This is a genomic window from Micromonospora sp. NPDC049201, assembly GCF_055586805.1.
The window spans coordinates 280382-299517 of sequence record NZ_JBVJHM010000007.1 but is presented as its reverse complement, the minus strand read 5'-3'; the positions used below and the strand labels follow the sequence as shown (position 1 = coordinate 299517).

Below are 19136 nucleotides of genomic sequence, written 5' to 3'. Positions count from 1 at the left end.
GTCAGCTCACGTTGGCCGGGCCCAGGACGCTCTTCAGGTCACCCATCAGCGCGGTGGTCGCGGCGACCCGGAACGGCCCGAGACGCAGCGTGGTGACCTTGCCGCCGTTGAGCAGCTTGACGTGCACCTCGGTGTCGCCGGGGTGCAGCACCAGCGTCTCCTTCAGCCGCTCGACGAGCGGCGGCGTGCAGCGGTGCACCGGGATGGTCAGCGTGACCGGCTTGGTCCCCGGGTTGCTGGTGACGTCCGGCATGGACATGTCCATCGCCATGATCCGGGGGGTGTCGTCGCGGCGGTCCACCCGGCCCTTGACCACCACGATCGCGTCCTCGGCGATGTACTGCCCGATCACCTCGTAGGTGTTGGGGAAGAACAGCGTCTCGACGCCGCCGGCGAGGTCTTCGAGCGTGGCCGAGGCCCAGGCCCGGCCCTGCTTGGTGACCCGGCGCTGCACGCCGGACAGGATGCCGGCGAGCGTGACCACCGCGCCGTCGGGCACGGTGCCCTCTTCGGACAGCGCGGCGATGGTGGTGTCGGCCGCCGCGCCGAGCACGTGTTCCAGGCCGAACAGCGGGTGGTCGGAGACGTACAGGCCGAGCATCTCGCGCTCGAACGCCAGCTTGTCGCGCTTGTCCCACTCGCTGTCCGCGATGACCGGCATGACGGTGGTGCTGCCGCCGGCGTCCGCGTCGCCGAACCCGGCGCCGAACAGGTCGTACTGGCCGACCGCCTCCTTGCGCTTGACGTCGGCGTACGCGTCGATGGCGTCGGCGTGCACGGCGAGCAGGGCCTTGCGCGGGTGCTTCAGCGAGTCGAACGCGCCGGCCTTGATCAGCGATTCGATGGTCTTCTTGTTGCAGGCCACCGCGTCGACCTTGGACAGGAAGTCGTAGAAGTCGGCGTACTCGCCCTTCTCCTCGCGGCAGCGCATGATCGAGGCGACCACGTTCGCGCCGACGTTGCGGACCGCGCCGAGGCCGAAGCGGATCTCCTTGCCGACCGGGGTGAACGGGCCGGCGGAGGTGTTCACGTCCGGCGGCAGGACCTGGATCCGCATCCGGCGGCACTCGGACAGGTAGAGCGCCATCTTGTCCTTGTCGTCGCCCACGGAGGTGAGCAGTGCCGCCATGTATTCCGCCGGATAGTGCGCCTTGAGGTAGGCGGTCCAGTACGACACCAGGCCGTACGCGGCGGAGTGGGCCTTGTTGAACGCGTAGCCGGCGAACGGCACCAGGACGTCCCACACCGCCTGGATGGCGTCGTCGGGGTAGCCGCGCTCGCGGCAGCCGTCCCGGAACGGGACGAACTCCTTGTCCAGGATCTCCTTCTTCTTCTTGCCCATCGCGCGGCGCAGCAGGTCGGCCTGGCCGAGCGTGTAGCCGGCGAGGATCTGCGCGGCGCGCTGCACCTGCTCCTGGTAGACGATCAGGCCGTAGGTGGGGGCGAGGATCTCGCGCAGCGGCTCCTCCAGCGCCGGGTGGATCGGGGTGATCTCCTGGAGGCCGTTCTTGCGCAGCGCGTAGTTGGTGTGCGAGTCGACGCCCATCGGGCCGGGCCGGTAGAGCGCCAGCACGGCGGAGATGTCCTCGAAGTTGTCCGGCTTCATCATCCGCAGCAGCGAGCGCATCGGCCCGCCGTCGAGCTGGAACACGCCCAGCGTGTCGCCGCGTGCGAGCAGCTCGTACGCCGGCTTGTCGTCCAGCGGCAGGCCGAGCAGGTCCAGCTCCTTGCCGTGGTTGAGCTGGATGTTCTTCACCGCGTCGTCGATGATGGTCAGGTTGCGCAGGCCGAGGAAGTCCATCTTCAGCAGCCCGAGCGACTCGCAGGTCGGGTAGTCGAACTGCGTGATGATGACGCCGTCGGCGTCGCGCCGCATCAGCGGGATGTGCTCGATGATCGGCTCGGCGGACATGATGACGCCGGCCGCGTGCACACCGGTCTGCCGGATCAGGCCCTCGATGCCCTTCGCGGTCTCGATGACCTTCTTGACGTCCGGGTCGGTCTCGTAGAGGCCGCGGATCTCACCGGCCTCGGCGTAGCGCGGGTGCTTCGGGTCGAAGATGCCGGAGAGCGGGATGTCCTTGCCCATCACCGCCGGGGGCATGGCCTTGGTGATCCGGTCGCCGACCGCGTACGGGAAGCCGAGGACCCGGGCCGAGTCCTTGATCGCGGCCTTCGCCTTGATCGTGCCGAACGTGGCGATCTGCGCGACCTTGTCCTCGCCCCACTTGTCGGTCACATACTTGATCACCTCGCCGCGCCGACGCTCGTCGAAGTCGATGTCGACATCCGGCATCGAGACGCGCTCGGGGTTGAGGAACCGCTCGAAGATCAGTCCGTGCGGGATCGGGTCCAGGTCGGTGATGCCCAGCGCGTACGCGACGAGCGAGCCGGCCGCCGAGCCACGGCCGGGGCCGACCGCGATGCCCTGGCTCTTCGCCCACTGGATGAAGTCGGCGACCACGAGGAAGTAGGACGGGAAGCCCATCTGGATGATGACGCCCAGCTCGTACTCCGCCTGGACGACGTGGCCCTCCGGGATGCCGTTCGGGAAGCGGCGCTTGAGCCCGGCGAACGTCTCCTTGCGGAACCAGGACTCCTCGGTCTCGCCGTCCGGGATCGGGAACCGCGGCATCAGGTTGTGGAACGTGAACATGCCGGTCGGGTCGACCTTCTCGGCCACCAGCAGCGTGTTGCGGCAGCCCTGCTGCCACAGCTCGGACGAGTCGACCGCGCGCATCTGGTCGGCGGACTTGACGAAGTAGCCGCCGCCCTCGAAGCGGAACCGGTTGGGGTCGGCGACGTTGCTGCCGGTCTGCACGCAGAGCAGCACGTCGTGCGCCTCGGCCTGCGCCTCGTGCGTGTAGTGCGAGTCGTTGGTGACCACCGGCGGGATGTCGAGCTTGTGGGCGATCTCGGTGAGCCCGTCGCGGACCCGGCGCTCGATGTCGAGGCCGTGGTCCATGATCTCCAGGAAGTAGTTCTCCTTGCCGAAGATGTCCTGGTACGCGGCGGCGACCTTGAGCGCCTCGTCGAACTGGCCGAGCCGCAGCCGGGTCTGCACCGCGCCGGAGGGGCAGCCGGTGGTGGCCATGATGCCCTCGGCGTGCTCGGCGATTAGCTCCATGTCCATCCGGGGCCACTTGACGTAGTGGCCCTCCATCGAGGCGCGGGAGTTGAGCCGGAACATGTTGTGCAGGCCGGTGCGGTTCGCCGCCCACATGGTCATGTGGGTGATGGCGCCGTTGCCGGAGACGTCGTCGCTCTTCTGCTCGGGCCGTCCCCACTTGACCCGCGCCTTGTGGAAGCGCGACTCCGGCGCCACGTACGCCTCGACGCCGAGGATGGGCTTGACGCCGGCGGCCATGGCCTGCTTGTAGAAGTCGTTCGCGCCGTGCATGTTGCCGTGGTCGGTGATCGCCACGGCCGGCATGCCGAGCCGCGCCGCCTCGGCGAACAGGTCCTTGAGGCGGGCCGCACCGTCGAGCATCGAGTACTCGGTGTGTACGTGCAGATGCGCGAACGAATCGCCCATGCGTGGCGCCCCCCGGGTTGTGGATCAAGCTGCGTCGGAGTCGACCGACCCACCCTACCGAGGTGATCTCGGCGGCTCCATTGGCCACGCGGGCGGTGGTGGTGGCCGTCTCTCCGACGACCGGCAGGTACGCCACACGATGCTGTATCTAGTTGCCATAGTGTGTGCCACACAGTATCGTGTGACGCATGGTCAGCGACGAGGTCCTCCGGACCCATCTCCAGGAGCTGCGGCGCGGCACGGTCGTGGTGGCCAGCCTGGTCGCCCTGCGCCGCCCCGACTACGGCTACGCCCTGCTGCAACGATTGGCCGCGCACGGCTTCGCGGTCGACGCCAACACGCTCTACCCGCTGCTGCGCCGGCTCGAGGAACAGGGCCTGCTCACCAGCGAGTGGAACACCGAGGAGAGCCGGCCGCGCAAGTTCTACCGCACCAGCGACGACGGCGAGACGGTGCTGGGTCGCCTGCTCGACGACCTGACCGCGGTGCGGACGTCCGTCACCCAGTTGATCGAAGGAGTAGGGCGATGAGTTCCCTGACCGACCGTTACCTGGCGGCCACGCTGCGGACCGTGCCCGCGCCGCGCCGCGCCGAACTCGCCGAGGAGCTGCGCGCCTCCATCGCCGACATGATCGACGACCGGACCGCCGGCGGGCAGGACCACGCCGCCGCCGAGCGCGAGGTGCTCACCGAGATGGGCCGCCCCGAGCAGCTCGCCGCCCGCTACAGCGACCGCACGCTCCAGCTCATCGGCCCGCGCTACTACCTGCTCTGGTGGCGGGTGCTGCGCACCCTGCTCACCTGGATCCCGGTGGCGGTCGGCGTGATCACCGGTCTCGTCACGGCCACCGTCGGCGACGAGCCCGGCCGGGCCATCGGCGCGGCGATCTCGGTCGCGCTCCAGACCGCGGTGCAGGTCGCGTTCTGGGTGACGCTGAGCTTCGCCGTCCTGGAGCGCACCCGGGCGCCGCTCGGCCTGCCCGAGTGGACCGTCGACCAGCTCCCGGAGGACACCCGCGACCGGCAGATCAGCCAGCCGGACAGCGTGGCCTCGGTCGTCTTCCTGCTCGGCACCGTCGCGGTCCTGGTCGGGCAGCACTTCCAGCGGTGGGCCACCGACGACGGCTCCCGGCTGCCGGTGCTCGACCCGGCACTGTGGAGCTTCTGGCTCCCCGCCCTGATCGTGGTGCTGCTGGCCACCGTCGGCCTGGAGGTCGCGAAGTACCGGGCCGGCCGCTGGACCTGGCCGCTGGTGGCGGTCAACGCGCTGCTCAACCTGGCGTTCGCGGGTCCGGTGGTCTGGCTGCTGCTCACCGACCGGTTGCTCAACCCGGAGCTGATCGAACGGTTCACCTGGCTGCGCGACGGCGGGGCGGACGACGTGGCCCGCGTCGCCGCCGTGGTCACCGTCTTCATCGCGGTCTGGGACGTGGTCGACAGCATGGTCAAGGCGCGGCGCGCCGCCCGCTGAGACCTCCGCCGGCCCGGCGCCGCCCGTCGAGGGCGCGCCGGGCCGCCCGGTACGCCGGCCGTCAGCCCGCCGCCCGCCACTCCCGCGCCAGCAGGGCGTAGACCGCCTCGTCGGTCCACTCGCCCTTGACGAACTCGTTCTCCCGCAGGTGCGCCTCGCGACGCATGCCCAGCCGTTCCAGCACCCGGGCCGAGGCGGTGTTGCGGGCGTCCAACCGGCCGACGATCCGGTGCAGGCCCAGGCCCTCGAAGCCCAGCCGCAACAACTCCCGGGCCGCCTCCGTCACGTAGCCGTGGCCGGTGTGGTCGGGATGGGCCACGTAACCGATCTCGCCCTGCCGGTGCTCCGCGCTGGTCCAGGTCAGCAGCACGTCGCCGACGAACACGCCGGTGTCCGCCAGCGTCACGGCCAGGTTGAGCACGTCGCCCGGCGCGCGTAACGCGGTGCGCCGGACCAGCCGGTCGATCGCCGCCCGGGCGGCGGCGTCGTCGTACGGCTGGTGGTAGAGGAACCGGGTGACCTCCGGGCGGCCCCGGTAGTCCCGGACCACGGCGAGGTCGTCGGCGGTGAAGGCACGCAGCACCAGGCGCGCGGTCCGCAACGGCAGATCGGGTACGAGCACCCCGGCAGGCTACGGGCTGCCAGCGCCCCGGTCAGCCCGGTTTCGGCGGGCGTGACGCCAGGGGGTCAGGCGACCGACTTCGCGTGGCAGACGAACGCCTGCCAGGAGCGTGGCGTGAAGGCCAGGACCGGGCCCTGCCGATCCTTGCTGTCCCGAACGGCGACCACACCGGGGAGATTGTCGGCGACCTCGACGCAGTTCCCGCCGTTCGTCCCGGACTTCGTCGACGTACGCCACCGGGCGTTGGTCAGGTCCATGTCAGTGCCGCCTCCTTGATCAGTGCCAGGGAAAGCTTCCGGGGAAGCGCGTCCCGGACGACGCTCTCCCAGGTGCGTTGAAGCTCAGCAATCTCGGCCGAACCGCTGACCGTCTCCGATCGGACCTGGTTGTCGATATGGCCGAGGGCGGAATCGTCCGGCATGGTCGCCAGGATGAAGCCGCCTTGCAGCCCAGGGTAGAGCCGGGTCTCCTCGGGCACGACATGTATCCGGACGTGCGGCAGCTCAGCCGCCGCAGCCAGGTGTTCCGACTGTTCCCGCATGATCATTCGGCTGTCATTGACGGTGCGCCGCAGGACGGCCACGTCGAGCACCACCACGAGGCGAGGCGGATTTTCCCGATTCAGGATCGACTGGCGGTCGATACGGGAGCGAACCCGCTGGTCGATCTGCTCAGGGGTGAGATGGCCGCCCGCGTGCAGGATCGCCCGTGCGTACCCCTCGGTCTGCAGCAGTCCCGGCACGAACGCGGGTTCGTACCAGCGCAGGGCCGTTGCCTGCTCCTCGACACTGATCCATTCGCGGAGCCAAGGCGGCGCCAGGTCCAGGACTGACAGCCGATCGAGCAACCGTCCGAAGATGCCACCCGTCTGCAACGCCCTGTCGATAGCCGCCGCATAGTCGGTGGTGGGCGGCCTGCTTCCGGTCTCCACGGCACTGACATGCGTGCCGGAGTAGCTGATCAGTCGACCGAACTCCTCCTGGTTGAGCCCTCGCGTCGTCCGGAGACGGCGCAGCTCGTCGAGCAGGATTTCCGCCGCAGTCATGGTCACGCTCCCCAACCTTTCCCCAATCCGCAGCCCCATGTCCTCAGCGCCCCTCATCGGTGGAGAAGCCTCCCGCCAGCGTCACTCCACAAGCACCGGATTGCTTCCGCGACCGATCTGTCAACACGCAGAGTTCCATACCGAAGACCAGCAGTGAAGGCCGGCTTTCGGCCAGCTACCTCACCGGAGAGGGACATGGGGCGGTGGAAGTGGTTCCAACGGCAGGACGGACCCGTCGACGTGGTGCAGCGCCCGGCGTACGCGCACCGGGGCGGCGCCTACGGCACGCACCACCCGGAGGCGTCGACCGACGACCCTCCGACGGACCGGCCCGGGGACGGACGAGCCGGCCACGGCACCGGGCACTCGCGGGGCGCGTCGTGACGGGGGCGGAGCAGCGGCTGCCCGAGCCGCCGTTCGCCGTCGTCCTGGCCGGCTACGTCGTCGACCTGCACCATCGGGACGCGTGTTCCCGGTGCCGGCCGGACGGCGGCTGCGATCGGCTCGCCCGGGCCGGGGAGACGCTCCGGGCGTGGCGGGACCGGAAGCGCGGGTGAGGCCGCGCGCCGGTGAGTTACTGGAGATCAGCCGGACGGCGTCGGTCCAGTTCGTCCGGCCCATCATGTTCCGCGTCATCAGGACACTGGACTGGACCACGTACGACGGGTGGGCCTGGCTGGAGGGTTACGAACTGGACGCCACCGGCGACGCCGTCGCCCGCCGGACCGTCTTCGTCCGGCCGGCGGGCCTGCGCCGACTGTCGCCCACCAGCGATCAACCGAAGCGGTGACGCACCGGTACGGCGTAGTGGCGGTATCCCGGGTCCTGGATACCGCCACTACGCCGAACTGGTGTCGATCCGGAAGGGTCAGCCGACCGCGGCCATGACCTCGTCGGAGACGTCGAAGTTGGCGTAGACGTTCTGCACGTCGTCGCAGTCCTCCAGCACGTCGATCAGCTTGAAGATCTTGCGGGCGCCGTCCTCGTCCAGCGGCACGTTCACGCTGGGGATCAGGGAGGACTCGGCCGACTCGTACTCGATGCCGGCGTCCTGCAACGCGGTCCGGACCGCGATCAGGTCACCCGGCTCGGAGATCACCTCGAACGCCTCGTCGAGGTCGTTGACCTCCTCGGCGCCGGCGTCGAGGACCGCCATCATCACGTCGTCCTCGGAGGTGCCGGTCTTCGGCACGATCACCACGCCCTTGCGGGAGAACATGTAGGACACCGAGCCGGCGTCGGCCAGCGAGCCGCCGTTGCGGGTCAGCGCGGTGCGGACCTCGGTGGCGGCGCGGTTGCGGTTGTCGGTCAGGCACTCGATCAGCATCGCCACGCCGCTCGGGCCGTATCCCTCGTACATGATCGTCTGCCAGTCGGCGCCGCCGGCCTCCAGGCCGGAGCCCCGCTTGACCGCGCGGTCGATGTTGTCGTTCGGGACGGAGTTCTTCTTGGCCTTCTGGATGGCGTCGAACAGCGTCGGGTTGCCGGCCGGGTCGCCGCCGCCGGTGCGGGCCGCCACCTCGACGTTCTTGATCAGCTTGGCGAACATCTTGCCGCGCTTGGCGTCGATCACGGCCTTCTTGTGCTTGGTGGTCGCCCACTTTGAGTGGCCGGACATCTGATACCTCCGTCTGTTGACCCACGCCTGCGTCGACTGCTCGCGCCGGCACCCCACTGCCCGGGCGCCGCGAGCCGCAGCACCCCGACGGCTCCGCGTGAAGGGCTGGGGCGGTGACGGCCCTGCCGAACCGTCGGCAATCCTACCGAGGTCGCACCCCGGGCGTCGCACACCCGCCGGCCGGACGCGGCAACCGGGCCGGAGTGGCCGCCGCGCCGGGCGGATGACGGAGATCCGACAATCATTCGGGTACGCCCCCGGCCGCCGCGTCCGACCGGCGTCACGCCCCGCGCCGGATGGCGATCGGCTCGCGTATTCGCGTCGACCTGCGCCTTTGGGTCGACCTGGTGCACACGCTCAGCCGAACAGCCATCCGGGCCCAACGACGGGTCAGTCTCTCCTGCCTTGTCCGCTCCTACGGAGCTGATTGGCATTCCGGCTAGCCTGCAAATCTCCGAAAGCGATGAGCGGAGGAAACGTGCTCGAGACGTTCGACGAATTCTCCGCCGGAATCGACATGTTGGGGCCGCACGGTGTGGACGCCCTGAATGGTTTCTCCCTCATCGTCGAACTGCCCGCGGCGCGGGACCTCCAGGGACTGGACGCGTTGCGGCGCGAACTGGGCGCGCGACTCTACCGGGCGGTGGCGGAGGTGCTGGAGGCCAGCGAGCTGCACGAGGTGGACACGCTGCGGCTGGACTGGAGCGACGGGGACGTCGGCGTGGTCTACAAGGAGCCCTCGTTCGGTTTCCGCATCGACATCCGGCGGGACCTGCGGATCACCCTCAGCCGTTCGGGCTCGTCGCTGCGGTTGTTCCACAACTGGTACCGGCTCCTGATGCCGTACCTCCGAGGGCTCGTCTCCCGAATCGCGATCGACCTGTCCGAGGTGTTGCACTCGGACTTCGATCTGCAACCCCTGCGCGCCGCCTACCGCTTCTCGATGATCGTCTACGACTTCATTCCGGTGCACCGGCAGAAACCGGTCAGCAGCCATGAACTGATCGGACCGCTGCTGTCCCGTCGGCCCGACGAGGACGGCCGGTTCCGGCCGGTGCCGACCGGTCAGGACGCGGCCAGCTCACTGCGCACCGGTCGGCTCGACATCAAGATCTCCAATTTCCGGGAGGCCGCCCCCGGCGTGCACCTGCGCGAGGTCTACGACATCCAGGCGCCGGCCAATCAGGGTTACCGGGGCATCTGGCTGGACTTCCACTCCATCGCCGAGACGATCGGCTCGGACAATGCGGAGCCGGGTGCCCGCATCGCGCCCCGTCCGGATTTCTTGCTGGAGAACTACGAGGTGCCGTACCGCGACTTCTTCCGTGACCGGGTGGTGAAGGGTTTCATGGCGGACTTTTTCCGGGAATGGAACTTCTCCTGCGCCGTCGGCACGATGCCATGAGTCAGGAATCGCTCAACACGCTCCAGGTCGTCGGGTTGGCCGTCACGCTCACCCTGAGTGTCATCGCCCTGATCCTGTCCTGGCAGAACAACCGCGCCACGGCCCGGGAGGCGCGGATCGCCGGCGAACAGCTCGAGGCGTCGGTGGTGCCGGTCGCCATGATTCAGGACTCCCGGCTCACCTGGCGCGGGCAGGAGCTGGTGGTGCTCTCCGTCCGGCTGCGCAACGTCGGCGCCGGCCCGCTGCTCGGCCTGCGGATCGAGCAGATCACGCTGGACCAGTCGGCGCTGGGGTTCGTGCCGTTGGGCGAGCCGAAGGCGGACGCGGTGCAACCGATGACGGACATCGAACAGCGGCTGCGGTTCAGCGACCCGCCGCACATCCCCGAGCTGGGCTCGCTGGTGCTCCGGATCCGCTACTTCGACGTGCTCGGCAACGAACACGACAAGCCCCTCAACCTCCGCATCTCGGCCGGGTCCGGCAGCGGCACAATGACCGGTTTCACGCCCGCCCACATCACCCGTCGTCGAGCGTGAGGGGATCCCGGTGTCCAAGCTGATCATCGGACGCTTCCTGGCCCGCCACCTCGATCCGGAGTCGAAGTCGAGGAGCCAGTTCGCGCCGCGTCGAGCGAGCGTCACCGACGCCCGGATCCGGCTCGGCCTGCGCGAGGAACACATCATCGCGGACGACGCGCTGGGCCCGGTGGTCGCCTCGGACGACGACAGCCATCTCATGACCATCGCGCCCACCGGCGCCGGCAAGGGCCGCGACGTGATCATCCCGAACCTGCTCAGCTACGAGGGCTCGGTGGTGGTGCTCGATCCGAAGGGGGAGAACTACGACGTCACCCACGCCCACCGGCGCGACGCGCTGGGGCACGAGATCGTGCTGCTCGACCCGTTCGGGGCCAGCAACGGCACCCGAGCCGACCGCGGCGCCCTGAACCCCTTCGACGTGTTCGCCGAGCTGGTTCGGGACAACGAGGACGCCGAGGAGCCGGAGGACTTCGGGCGGCTCCTGTCCGACCTGCTGATGGGGGGCGAGAAGTCGGCTGTCGAGCCGTTCTGGGACGAGATGGCCCAGCTCCTGATCGCGGGCCTGACCACCCACCTGATCACCGCGGAGGCGACGGCCGAACCGACGGGGGCCTCCTCGCTGACCCTCCAGAAGCTGCGCAGCCGGCTGTTCCAGAGCGACCTGGTGATGTATATGGCCCAGGCGTTGGACAACGACCGGGACGGCCGGATGCCGGCCGGCACCCGGCAGGAGTTCCAGATGCTGCTCGGCGTCGACCGGGAGAAGACCTTCCCCAGCATCGTGGTCACCGCGGCCCAGCAGCTCGCGCCGTTCAGTTCCCGGCGGACGGTGGAGGCCACCGACCGTACGAGCTTTCCGCTCACCCACCTGGTGGACCCGGACCGCCGGATCTCGATCTACGTGGTCGTACCGCCGCACAAGCTCCGAACCCACCAGCGCCTGCTCCGGGCGTGGATCGGCTGCCTGCTCTACTACGTCATGAACAGCCGGACGATCAACCAGTCACGCCTGCTGTTCCTCATCGACGAGGCGGCGCAACTGGGCCGGTTCTCCCTGCTCCAGGACGCGATCACCCTGCTGCGCGGCTACGGGCTGCGCACCTGGACGTTCTGGCAGGACCTGGCGCAGCTCACCAGCATCTACCGGGGCGTCGGCGAAACGATGATCAACAACTCCGGCGTACTCCAGGTGTTCAGCCCGGCGAACTTCGGCGCCGCCGCCGAGCTGTCCCGACGGCTCGGCGTCAACGTGGGCGAGCTGTTGCAGTTGTCCCCCGGAGAGCAGGTGGTCGCCTTCAAGAGCGAGCAGCCGACCCGGATACAACGCTTCAACCACCTCACCGACCCGGTGCTCCGGGAGTGGGCCGCACCCAATCCGCGACACCACTGACCGACGTCGGGTGGACGCGTCAAGACGCCGCCCGGACCAGGTCCACGAAGAGGCGGTGCAGGCGCAGGTCGCCGGTCAACTCGGGATGGAACGAGGTGGCCAGCAGGTTTCCCTGCCGGACCGCGACGATCCGGTCGGCGGCCGGGCCGTCGGTGACCCGGCCGAGCACCTCCACGCCCGCGCCGACCCGCTCCACCCAGGGCGCGCGGATGAACACCGCGTGGAACGGCTCGCCGTCGACCCCGGTGATCGTCACCGGGGCCTCGAACGAGTCGACCTGGCGGCCGAACGCGTTGCGCCGCACGGTCATCTCGATACCGGCGAATCCACGCTGGTCGGGGCGGCCGTCCAGCACCTCGGCGGCCAGCATGATCATGCCGGCGCAGGAGCCGTAGACCGGCATGCCACCGGCGATCCGCTTGTCGATCGGCTCGCGCATCTCGAAGATGTCCACCAGCTTGCTGATCGTGGTGGACTCGCCGCCGGGCACCACCAGGCCGTCGACCGCGTCCAGCTCGCCCGGCCGGCGGACCGGCCGGGCCTCGGCGCCCGCACCGGCCAGCGCCGCGACATGCTCACGCACGTCGCCCTGGAGGGCCAGCACCCCGATCACGGGTACGCGCACCCGGTCGCTCCTCTCACAGGTGTTAGGCGGGGGCCCCGCCTATGCAGAATGCGTTAAGAAGGGGCCCCTCCTTACAAGCTCACCAGCCGCGGTCGGCGAGGCGGTGCGGGACGGGGATGTCGTCGACGTTGATGCCGACCATCGCCTCGCCCAGGCCCCGGGACACCTTCGCCAGCACGTCCGGGTCGTCGTGGAACGTGGTCGCCTTGACGATGGCGGCGGCCCGCTGGGCCGGGTTGCCGGACTTGAAGATGCCCGAGCCGACGAAGACGCCCTCGGCGCCGAGCTGCATCATCATGGCCGCGTCCGCCGGAGTGGCGATGCCGCCGGCGGTGAACAGCACGACCGGCAGCTTGCCGCGCTCGGCGACCTCCTTGACCAGCTCGTACGGGGCCTGGAGCTCCTTCGCCGCGACGAACAGCTCGTCGGCCGGCAGGTTCTGGAGCCGGCGAATCTCCTGCCGGATCTTCCGCATGTGGGTGGTGGCGTTGGAGACGTCCCCGGTGCCCGCCTCACCCTTCGAGCGGATCATGGCGGCGCCCTCGGTGATCCGGCGCAGCGCCTCACCCAGGTTGGTCGCGCCGCACACGAACGGCACCGTGAACGCCCACTTGTCGATGTGGTTGGCGTAGTCGGCCGGGGTCAGCACCTCGGACTCGTCGACGTAGTCCACGCCGAGCGCCTGGAGGACCTGCGCCTCGACGAAGTGGCCGATCCGGGCCTTGGCCATCACCGGGATCGAGACGGCGGAGATGATGCCGTCGATCATGTCCGGGTCGCTCATCCGGGACACGCCGCCCTGGGCGCGGATGTCCGCCGGCACCCGCTCCAGCGCCATCACGGCCACCGCGCCGGCGTCCTCGGCGATCTTCGCCTGCTCGGGGGTGACCACGTCCATGATCACGCCGCCCTTGAGCATCTCGGCCATGCCCCGCTTCACGCGGGCGGTGCCGACGGTGGGGTCGGTGGTCGGTGCGGTGGGTTCGGACACGGTCATCGCTCCTCGGCAGGCGGTCGGGGTGGCTGCGCGGAAATGCTACGGCCGCCACGACGCCGCTCCGACAGCCAATCGCACCCCTGGTGGCCTGCCCTGTGGCCGCCGTCACGGCCCGCCCGGCGCCCGCCTCAGCCGGTGGTGACGTCCGCGTGCGGGACCAGCGTCGGGTCGTCGATGTCGAAGTAGCGGGGCCACTCGCGCCCACGCCCCATCCGGAACAGGCGCACCACCGGACGGCCCCGCGCCGAGCGGGCGTCCCGGACCAGATCGGTGTGCACCTGCCGGGCCAGCGCCAGCCGCCGGCTCGCCGCGATCACCGCGCCGCAGGCCGGGTCGTCCGGGTCCAGCCGCACCGCGCGCAACTGCCGGGTCAGGTCGTTCTCGGCGGCCTCACGCTCCTCCGGGAGCGCGTCCAGCGCGATCCGGGCGGCGGCGTACAGCTCCACGCCGTACCGCTGCTCGGCCAGGACCGCGGCGGCGGCCGCGCGGCGCAGCAGGTGCGCGTCCAGCGCGCGGGCCGCCGACTCCGCGCGGACCTGGAGCCGCTGCACCCGGCCGGCGGTCCAGATCAGGTACGCCGAGACCAGCCCGAGCACCAGTGCCGTGCCCACCACCCACCACATGCCCGGCATCGTAGTGCTGCCCCTCATCCCGGCCGGCCGGCGTGGGCACCGGTCGACGCGCTCGTCACAGCGGCCCCACCGGCCACCGTGGTCAGCCCAGCCCCGCCCACTCCTGGTCCATGACCCGGCCGTCGGTGGCCTCGATCGCCGCTGCGTATACCTCCAGAACGCGGCGGGCAACCACGGGCCAGTCGAAATTCGCCACCACCTGGTCGCCCCGGCCGGTCAGCGCGGCCCGCCCATCGGCGTCGTCGAGCAACTCGGTCAGCGCGGCCCGTAGGCCGGCCGCGTCCCCGGTCGGGAACAGTCGCCCGGCCCGCCCGCCGTCCAGCACCCGGCGGAACGCGTCCAGGTCGCTGGCGACCACCGTGGTCCCGGCGGCGAGCGCCTCGGTGAGGATCATCCCGAACGACTCCCCGCCGGTGTTCGGTGCGACGTAGAGGTGCACGCTGCGCAGCATGCGCGCCTTGTCCGCCTCGGAGACCAGACCGAGGAACGTGACCCGGTCACGCAGCTCGGCCGGGAACCGGCCGTACAGCTCGTCGGCGTCACCCGGGCCGGCCACCAGCAGGCGCAGCTCCGGACGGTCCGGGGCGAGCGCCACGAACGCGTCCCGCAGGATCGGGAAACCCTTGCGCGGCTCGGTGAACCGGCCCAGGAAGCCGAGCGTGCCGCCGGCGCCCGGCGCGCACTCTCCCGGCCAGCCGGGCAGCGGCTCGACGCCGGCGAACTTCGCCACCGCCACGCCGTTCGGGATCTCCACCGCGCCACCGTCCATGTGCTCGACCTGCACCTTGCGGGCGAGCGCGCTGACCGCGATCCGGGCGGTGATCCGTTCCAGCAGGATCTGGAGCACGCCCTGCGCCGCGGAGAGCACCCGGGACCGGGTCATCGCGGTGTGGAACGTGGCCACCACCGGGCCCCGGGCGCAGAGCACCGCCAGCATCGACAGGCTCGGCGTGAGCGGCTCGTGCACGTGCAGCACGTCGAAGTCGCCCCGGTTGATCCAGCGGCGCACCCGGGCGGTGGAGACCGGGCCGAACGCGATCCGGGCCACCGACCCGTTGTACGGCAGCGGCACCGCCCGTCCCGCCGACACCACGTACGGCGGCAGCCTCGCGTCCTCGTCGGCCGGGGCCAGCACGCTCACCTCGTGGCCCAGCCCGAGCAGCGCCTCGGCCAGGTCCATGACGTGGTTCTGCACGCCGCCCGGAACGTCGAAGGAGTACGGGCAGACGATGCCGATCCGCATGGCGTCCCCCTAGACCGTCCCGGTGGTGGCCGGCGGCTGCGCCGACGTCGGTGCCCCGGCCGGTCCCTGGTCCAGCCACATCCGCTGCAACATGTGCCAGTCTTGCGGATGCCGGGCGATGCCCGCCGCCAGACCGTCGGCTATCCGCTGGGTCACCAGCTTGACCCGGGCGTCCAGCGGCGCGCTGTCCGGCTCCGGCAGCGCCAGCGGGCCCTCGATCGAGGCGCAGGCGGCGTCCGGCTCGTACCACATCGAGGCCACGTAGAGCGGCGCGCCGGTGCGCAGCGCCAGCAGCGCCGGGCCGGCCGGCATCCGGGTCCGGCCGCCGAAGAAGTCCACCTCGACGCCCCGCGCGGAGAGGTCCCGGTCGGCCAGCAGCGGCACCACCGCGCCGGCCCGCAGCCGGTCGGCCAGGACGTCGAACGGCGGACGCGGGCCACCGTGGGTGGGCAGGATCTCCATCCCCAGCCCCGCCCGGAACGCGACGAACCGCTCGTAGACGCCCTCCGGCTTGAGCCGCTCCATCACCGTGGTCATCGGCCAGCCGGTGGCCGCCACCCAGGCGCCGGCCGCGTCCCAGTTGCCGGCGTGCGGCAGCGCCACCACCGCGCCCCGCCCGGCCGCCACGTCCGCGGCGAGCTTCTCCGCGCCGTCGAGGCGGAACCCGGCGAGGATCTCCGCCCGGCTCAGGCCGGGCAGCCGGAACGCCTCCAGCCAGTAGCGTGCGTACGAGCGCAGGCCGGCGCGGACCAGCGCGTCCAGCTCCGCCTCGGGCAGTTCCGGGCCGACCACCCGGCGCAGGTTGGCGCGCAGTCGACGCGTACCGCCGCCGTCCTTGCGGTGGGCGCGGTCGGCGCCCACCCGGAAGGCCGCGGCCGCGACGGGCCGGGGCAGCGCCCGGACCAGGCGCCAGCCGGCGACGTAGCCCACCTCGGTGAGGTTCACTCCGTGCCGACCCGCTGGGCCTGCCGGTACACGTGCGCCATCCGCTGCCCCACCGTGAAGATCGAGACGGCGGCGAGCAGCCAGAGGGCGACCTCCAGGGCCCGGTCCAGACCGACGCCGGTGAGCACGCCGCCGACGCCCACGATGAGCAGCCGCTCGGTGCGCTCGGCGATGCCCACGTTGCAGGTCATGCCGAGCCCTTCGGCGCGGGCCTTGACGTAGGAGACCAGGCCGCCGGCGGCCAGGCAGACCAGCGCGGCGGCCACGCCGGAATACTGCTGCTGGGTGGCCAGCCAGTAGGCGACCGCGCCGAACACCGCGCTGTCGGCGACCCGGTCCATGCTCGAGTCGAGGAACGCCCCGAACCGGGTGGAGCCGCCGCTCATCCGCGCCATCGTGCCGTCGAGCAGGTCGGTGAGGGCGAAGACCGTGACGATCAGCGCGCCGGCGACCAACTGGCCGCGCGCGCCGAAGCCGAGCGCGCCGACGAGCACGCCGACGGTGCCGGTCACGGTGACCGCGTTGGGGGACACACCCGCGCGGAGCAGTCCGCGCGCGATCGGCTCCACGACGCGGGTCATCCCCGCTCGGGCCGTCACTTGGAAGATCTTCGCCATGGCGGTCCCACGATAACGGCCGGCCGGGACCGGGGACACAGCCGGGCGGACGACCCGCGCGGCGGACCTTGTGCCGGCACCGGCGCGGGTGTGAGATCGAGCGTGGGAGGTGAGCCAGTTCACCGGATCACGGTCGGCGTTCCCGTCCCGCAGGAGTCCACCGGAAGATATCGCCGCGGCGCCCACCCCGGGGGTCCGCTCCCGTCGCCCGCGGCGGTCGCCACCACCACCGGTTGAGGGAGGTGCGCCGCGATGGCGCAGAAGAGTCACGAGAAGGGTGTCACCGGCGGCGTGCCGGTGGTGACCGAGCCCGGCAGGGTTCGCAACGTGGTGCTCGTCGGGCACTCCGGCGCGGGCAAGACCACGCTGGTCGAGGCGCTGCTCGCGGCCAGCGGCACGATCGGCCGGGCCGGCGCCGTCACCGAGGGCACCACGGTCTGCGACCACGACCCGGCGGCGGTCCGCCAGCAGCGCTCGGTGAGCCTGGCCTGCGCCCCGCTGGTCCACCGCGACGTCAAGGTCAACCTGCTGGACACGCCCGGCTACGGCGACTTCGTCGGCGAGCTGCGGGCCGGCCTGCGCGCCGCCGACGCCGCGCTGTTCGTGGTCTCCGCGGTCGACGGGATGGACGCCGCCACCGCCGCGCTCTGGGAGGAGTGCGCCGCGGTGGACATGCCGCGCGCGGTGGCGGTCTCCCGGCTGGACCACCCGCGTGCCGACTTCGACGAGGCGGTGGCGCTCTGCCAGCGCGTCTTCGGCGACAACGTGCTCCCGCTCTACCTGCCGATGCTGGGCGACGACGGCGAGTCGGTGGCCGGGCTGATGGGCCTGATCACCCGCCGGGTGTTCGACTACTCCGGCGGGCTGCCGCCGGCGGTGCGCGAACCGGACCCGGAGCACCTGCCGGCCATCCAGGAGGCCCGCGACGAGCTGATCGAGGGGATCATCGCGGAGAGCGAGGACGAGACCCTGATGGACCGCTACCTCGGCGGCGAGCAGATCGACCCCGAGGTGCTCATCGCCGACCTGGAGACGGCGGTCGCCCGCGGCCACTTCTACCCGGTGGTGCCGGTCTGCGCGGAGACCGGCGTCGGCCTGGACGCGCTGCTCGACGGCCTGGTCTCGGCGTTCCCGTCGCCGCTGGAGCACGACCTGCCGGCGGTCACCGGGCTGGACGGCTCGCCCCGCCCGCCGCTGACCTGCGACCCGGACGGCCCGCTGGTCGCCGAGGTGGTCAAGACGACGGTGGACCGGCACGTCGGGCGCGTCTCGCTGGTCCGGGTCTTCTCCGGCACGCTCCGCCCCGACCAGGTGGTCCACGTGTCCGGGCACGGCCTGGCCGAGCGCGGCCACCCGGACCACGACGCCGACGAGCGGGTCGGGCACGTCTACAGCCCGCTCGGCGCGACGCTGCGCGAGGTGCCGGTGTGCGTCGCTGGCGACCTCTGCGCGATCACCAAGTCGGGCAGCGCGGAGACCGGCGACACCGTGTCCGCCAAGGACGATCCGCTGCTGATCGCACCCTGGGAGATGCCCGAGCCGCTGCTGCCGGTGGCGATCGTGGCGCGCAGCCGGGCCGACGAGGACGCGCTGGCCCGCAACCTGTCCCGGCTGGTCGCCGGCGACCCGACGCTGCGCCTGGAGCGCAACCCGGAGACCCACCAGTTGGTGCTCTGGTGCATGGGCGAGGCGCACGCCGACGTGGTGCTCGACCGGCTGCGCGGCGGCGGCGTCGAGCTGGACACCGAGCCGGTCCGGGTGTCGCTGCGGGAGACGTTCACCGTGGCCTCCCGGGGGCACGGCCGGCACGTCAAGCAGTCCGGCGGCCACGGCCAGTACGCGGTCTGCGACCTCGAGGTGGAGCCGCTGCCCCGGGGCGCCGGGTTCGAGTTCGTCGACCGGGTGGTCGGCGGCGCGGTCCCGCACAACTACATCCCGTCGGTGGAGAAGGGCGTCCGGGCGCAGATGGAACGCGGTCTGGTCGCCGGCTTCCCGGTGGTGGACCTGCGGGTGACGCTCGTCGACGGCAAGGCGCACAGCGTCGACTCGTCCGACGCCGCGTTCCAGACCGCGGGCGCGCTGGCGCTGCGCGACGCCGCCGAGAAGGGCCGGCCGACGCTGCTGGAGCCGGTCGACGAGATCGTCGTCCGGGTGCCCGACTCCTCGGTCGGCGCGGTCATGGGCGACCTGTCCGGCCGGCGCGGCCGGGTGCTGGGCACCGAGCCCGACCCGGACGCCGAGGGCCGCACGCTGGTACGCGCCGAGGTGCCCGCAACCGAACTGCTGCGGTACGCGGTCGAGCTGCGCGCGATGACCGCCGGCACCGGCACGTTCCGCCGCGAGTTCGCCCGCCACGACCCCATGCCCCCACACCTGGCCGACCAGGCCGTCAAGGAGTCCACCCCCCACCCCTAACCCCCACCCCACCCCCTTTCCGTGAATCTGCGCGGGG

20 protein-coding genes are annotated in these 19136 nt (G+C 71.3%); 9 read left to right on the top strand and 11 right to left on the bottom strand.

The genetic code is table 11. The annotated features are described in order from the left end of the window. Position 1 precedes the first annotated feature (1 nt). Positions 2-3535, bottom strand: a complete 3534-nt coding sequence (gene dnaE / locus ACZ6O5_RS17465; protein ID WP_107161215.1) for a DNA polymerase III subunit alpha — start codon at positions 3533-3535, stop codon at positions 2-4. 188 nt (positions 3536-3723) lie between these two features. Here dnaE and ACZ6O5_RS17460 point away from each other — a divergent pair, with 188 nt between their 5' ends. Both ACZ6O5_RS17460 and ACZ6O5_RS17455 read left to right on the top strand, forming a co-directional pair. Beyond that, the gene (locus ACZ6O5_RS17460; protein ID WP_107161211.1) at positions 3724-4065 is read left to right on the top strand and encodes a PadR family transcriptional regulator; all 342 of its coding nucleotides are present in this window, start codon (positions 3724-3726) and stop codon (positions 4063-4065) included. Then, positions 4062-5006 (top strand): permease prefix domain 1-containing protein, encoded by a 945-nt coding sequence (locus tag ACZ6O5_RS17455; RefSeq protein ID WP_465978282.1) that lies wholly within the window; start codon positions 4062-4064, stop codon positions 5004-5006. The genes ACZ6O5_RS17460 and ACZ6O5_RS17455 overlap by 4 nt, the downstream gene beginning before the upstream one ends. A 61-nt stretch (positions 5007-5067) precedes the next feature. On the opposite strand, the gene ACZ6O5_RS17450 is transcribed toward ACZ6O5_RS17455, so the two are convergent. From ACZ6O5_RS17450 to ACZ6O5_RS17440, 3 genes are all read right to left on the bottom strand, one after another. Continuing rightward, on the bottom strand, positions 5068-5628 hold the full coding sequence (locus tag ACZ6O5_RS17450) for a GNAT family N-acetyltransferase (RefSeq protein WP_425787057.1): 561 nt from the start codon (positions 5626-5628) through the stop codon (positions 5068-5070). Positions 5629-5693: 65 nt separating this feature from the next. After that, complete coding sequence (locus ACZ6O5_RS17445; protein ID WP_343442211.1) at positions 5694-5885, bottom strand: DUF397 domain-containing protein; 192 nt, start codon at positions 5883-5885, stop codon at positions 5694-5696. Further along, the gene (locus ACZ6O5_RS17440) at positions 5876-6688 is read right to left on the bottom strand and encodes a helix-turn-helix domain-containing protein (protein ID WP_465978492.1); all 813 of its coding nucleotides are present in this window, start codon (positions 6686-6688) and stop codon (positions 5876-5878) included. The genes ACZ6O5_RS17445 and ACZ6O5_RS17440 overlap by 10 nt, the downstream gene beginning before the upstream one ends. 180 nt (positions 6689-6868) lie before the next feature. On the opposite strand from ACZ6O5_RS17440, the gene ACZ6O5_RS17435 reads away from it, so the two are divergent. From ACZ6O5_RS17435 to ACZ6O5_RS17425, 3 genes are read left to right on the top strand one after another with little or no spacing between them, the layout of a single operon-like run. Beyond that, entirely contained in the window at positions 6869-7057 is a 189-nt protein-coding gene (locus ACZ6O5_RS17435) for a hypothetical protein (protein WP_465978279.1), read from the top strand. Continuing rightward, on the top strand, positions 7054-7230 hold the full coding sequence (locus ACZ6O5_RS17430; protein ID WP_465978277.1) for a hypothetical protein: 177 nt from the start codon (positions 7054-7056) through the stop codon (positions 7228-7230). The genes ACZ6O5_RS17435 and ACZ6O5_RS17430 overlap by 4 nt, the downstream gene beginning before the upstream one ends. Then, the gene (locus ACZ6O5_RS17425) at positions 7227-7463 is read left to right on the top strand and encodes a hypothetical protein (protein WP_465978490.1); all 237 of its coding nucleotides are present in this window, start codon (positions 7227-7229) and stop codon (positions 7461-7463) included. Before ACZ6O5_RS17430 ends, ACZ6O5_RS17425 begins: the two co-directional genes overlap by 4 nt. Positions 7464-7541: 78 nt before the next feature. On the opposite strand, the gene ACZ6O5_RS17420 is transcribed toward ACZ6O5_RS17425, so the two are convergent. After that, entirely contained in the window at positions 7542-8291 is a 750-nt protein-coding gene (locus ACZ6O5_RS17420; protein ID WP_465978275.1) for a YebC/PmpR family DNA-binding transcriptional regulator, read from the bottom strand. A gap of 427 nt (positions 8292-8718) precedes the next feature. Between ACZ6O5_RS17420 and ACZ6O5_RS17415 the strand changes: the two genes are divergently transcribed. From ACZ6O5_RS17415 to ACZ6O5_RS17405, 3 genes are read left to right on the top strand one after another with little or no spacing between them, the layout of a single operon-like run. Continuing rightward, the gene (locus ACZ6O5_RS17415) at positions 8719-9696 is read left to right on the top strand and encodes a hypothetical protein (RefSeq protein ID WP_465978273.1); all 978 of its coding nucleotides are present in this window, start codon (positions 8719-8721) and stop codon (positions 9694-9696) included. Beyond that, a complete protein-coding gene (locus ACZ6O5_RS17410) occupies positions 9693-10232 on the top strand; it encodes a hypothetical protein (RefSeq protein ID WP_465978271.1) in 540 nt (179 codons plus the stop codon). Before ACZ6O5_RS17415 ends, ACZ6O5_RS17410 begins: the two co-directional genes overlap by 4 nt. 10 nt (positions 10233-10242) lie before the next feature. Then, positions 10243-11625 carry a type IV secretory system conjugative DNA transfer family protein gene (locus ACZ6O5_RS17405; RefSeq protein ID WP_465978269.1) on the top strand — a complete coding sequence of 461 codons (1383 nt, stop codon included), beginning with the start codon at positions 10243-10245 and terminating at the stop codon, positions 11623-11625. A gap of 19 nt (positions 11626-11644) precedes the next feature. Here the strand turns inward: ACZ6O5_RS17405 and pdxT are convergent, their stop codons facing one another. The 6 genes from pdxT to pgsA form a co-directional block, all read right to left on the bottom strand. Then, positions 11645-12250 (bottom strand): pyridoxal 5'-phosphate synthase glutaminase subunit PdxT, encoded by a 606-nt coding sequence (gene pdxT, locus ACZ6O5_RS17400; protein ID WP_107161187.1) that lies wholly within the window; start codon positions 12248-12250, stop codon positions 11645-11647. A gap of 79 nt (positions 12251-12329) precedes the next feature. Continuing rightward, positions 12330-13247 (bottom strand): pyridoxal 5'-phosphate synthase lyase subunit PdxS, encoded by a 918-nt coding sequence (gene pdxS / locus ACZ6O5_RS17395; RefSeq protein WP_107161185.1) that lies wholly within the window; start codon positions 13245-13247, stop codon positions 12330-12332. 128 nt (positions 13248-13375) lie between these two features. Beyond that, complete coding sequence (locus ACZ6O5_RS17390; protein ID WP_465978267.1) at positions 13376-13879, bottom strand: hypothetical protein; 504 nt, start codon at positions 13877-13879, stop codon at positions 13376-13378. A gap of 82 nt (positions 13880-13961) precedes the next feature. Further along, the gene (locus ACZ6O5_RS17385) at positions 13962-15122 is read right to left on the bottom strand and encodes a glycosyltransferase family 4 protein (protein WP_465978265.1); all 1161 of its coding nucleotides are present in this window, start codon (positions 15120-15122) and stop codon (positions 13962-13964) included. Positions 15123-15131: 9 nt separating this feature from the next. Continuing rightward, the gene (locus tag ACZ6O5_RS17380; RefSeq protein WP_465978263.1) at positions 15132-16067 is read right to left on the bottom strand and encodes a phosphatidylinositol mannoside acyltransferase; all 936 of its coding nucleotides are present in this window, start codon (positions 16065-16067) and stop codon (positions 15132-15134) included. Next, positions 16064-16684, bottom strand: coding sequence for a phosphatidylinositol phosphate synthase (pgsA, locus tag ACZ6O5_RS17375; protein ID WP_425787067.1), 621 nt, complete (start codon positions 16682-16684; stop codon positions 16064-16066). Before pgsA ends, ACZ6O5_RS17380 begins: the two co-directional genes overlap by 4 nt. A 252-nt stretch (positions 16685-16936) precedes the next feature. On the opposite strand from pgsA, the gene ACZ6O5_RS17370 reads away from it, so the two are divergent. Further along, entirely contained in the window at positions 16937-19099 is a 2163-nt protein-coding gene (locus ACZ6O5_RS17370) for an elongation factor G-like protein EF-G2 (RefSeq protein ID WP_465978261.1), read from the top strand. The last annotated feature ends 37 nt before the right edge of the window (positions 19100-19136 follow it).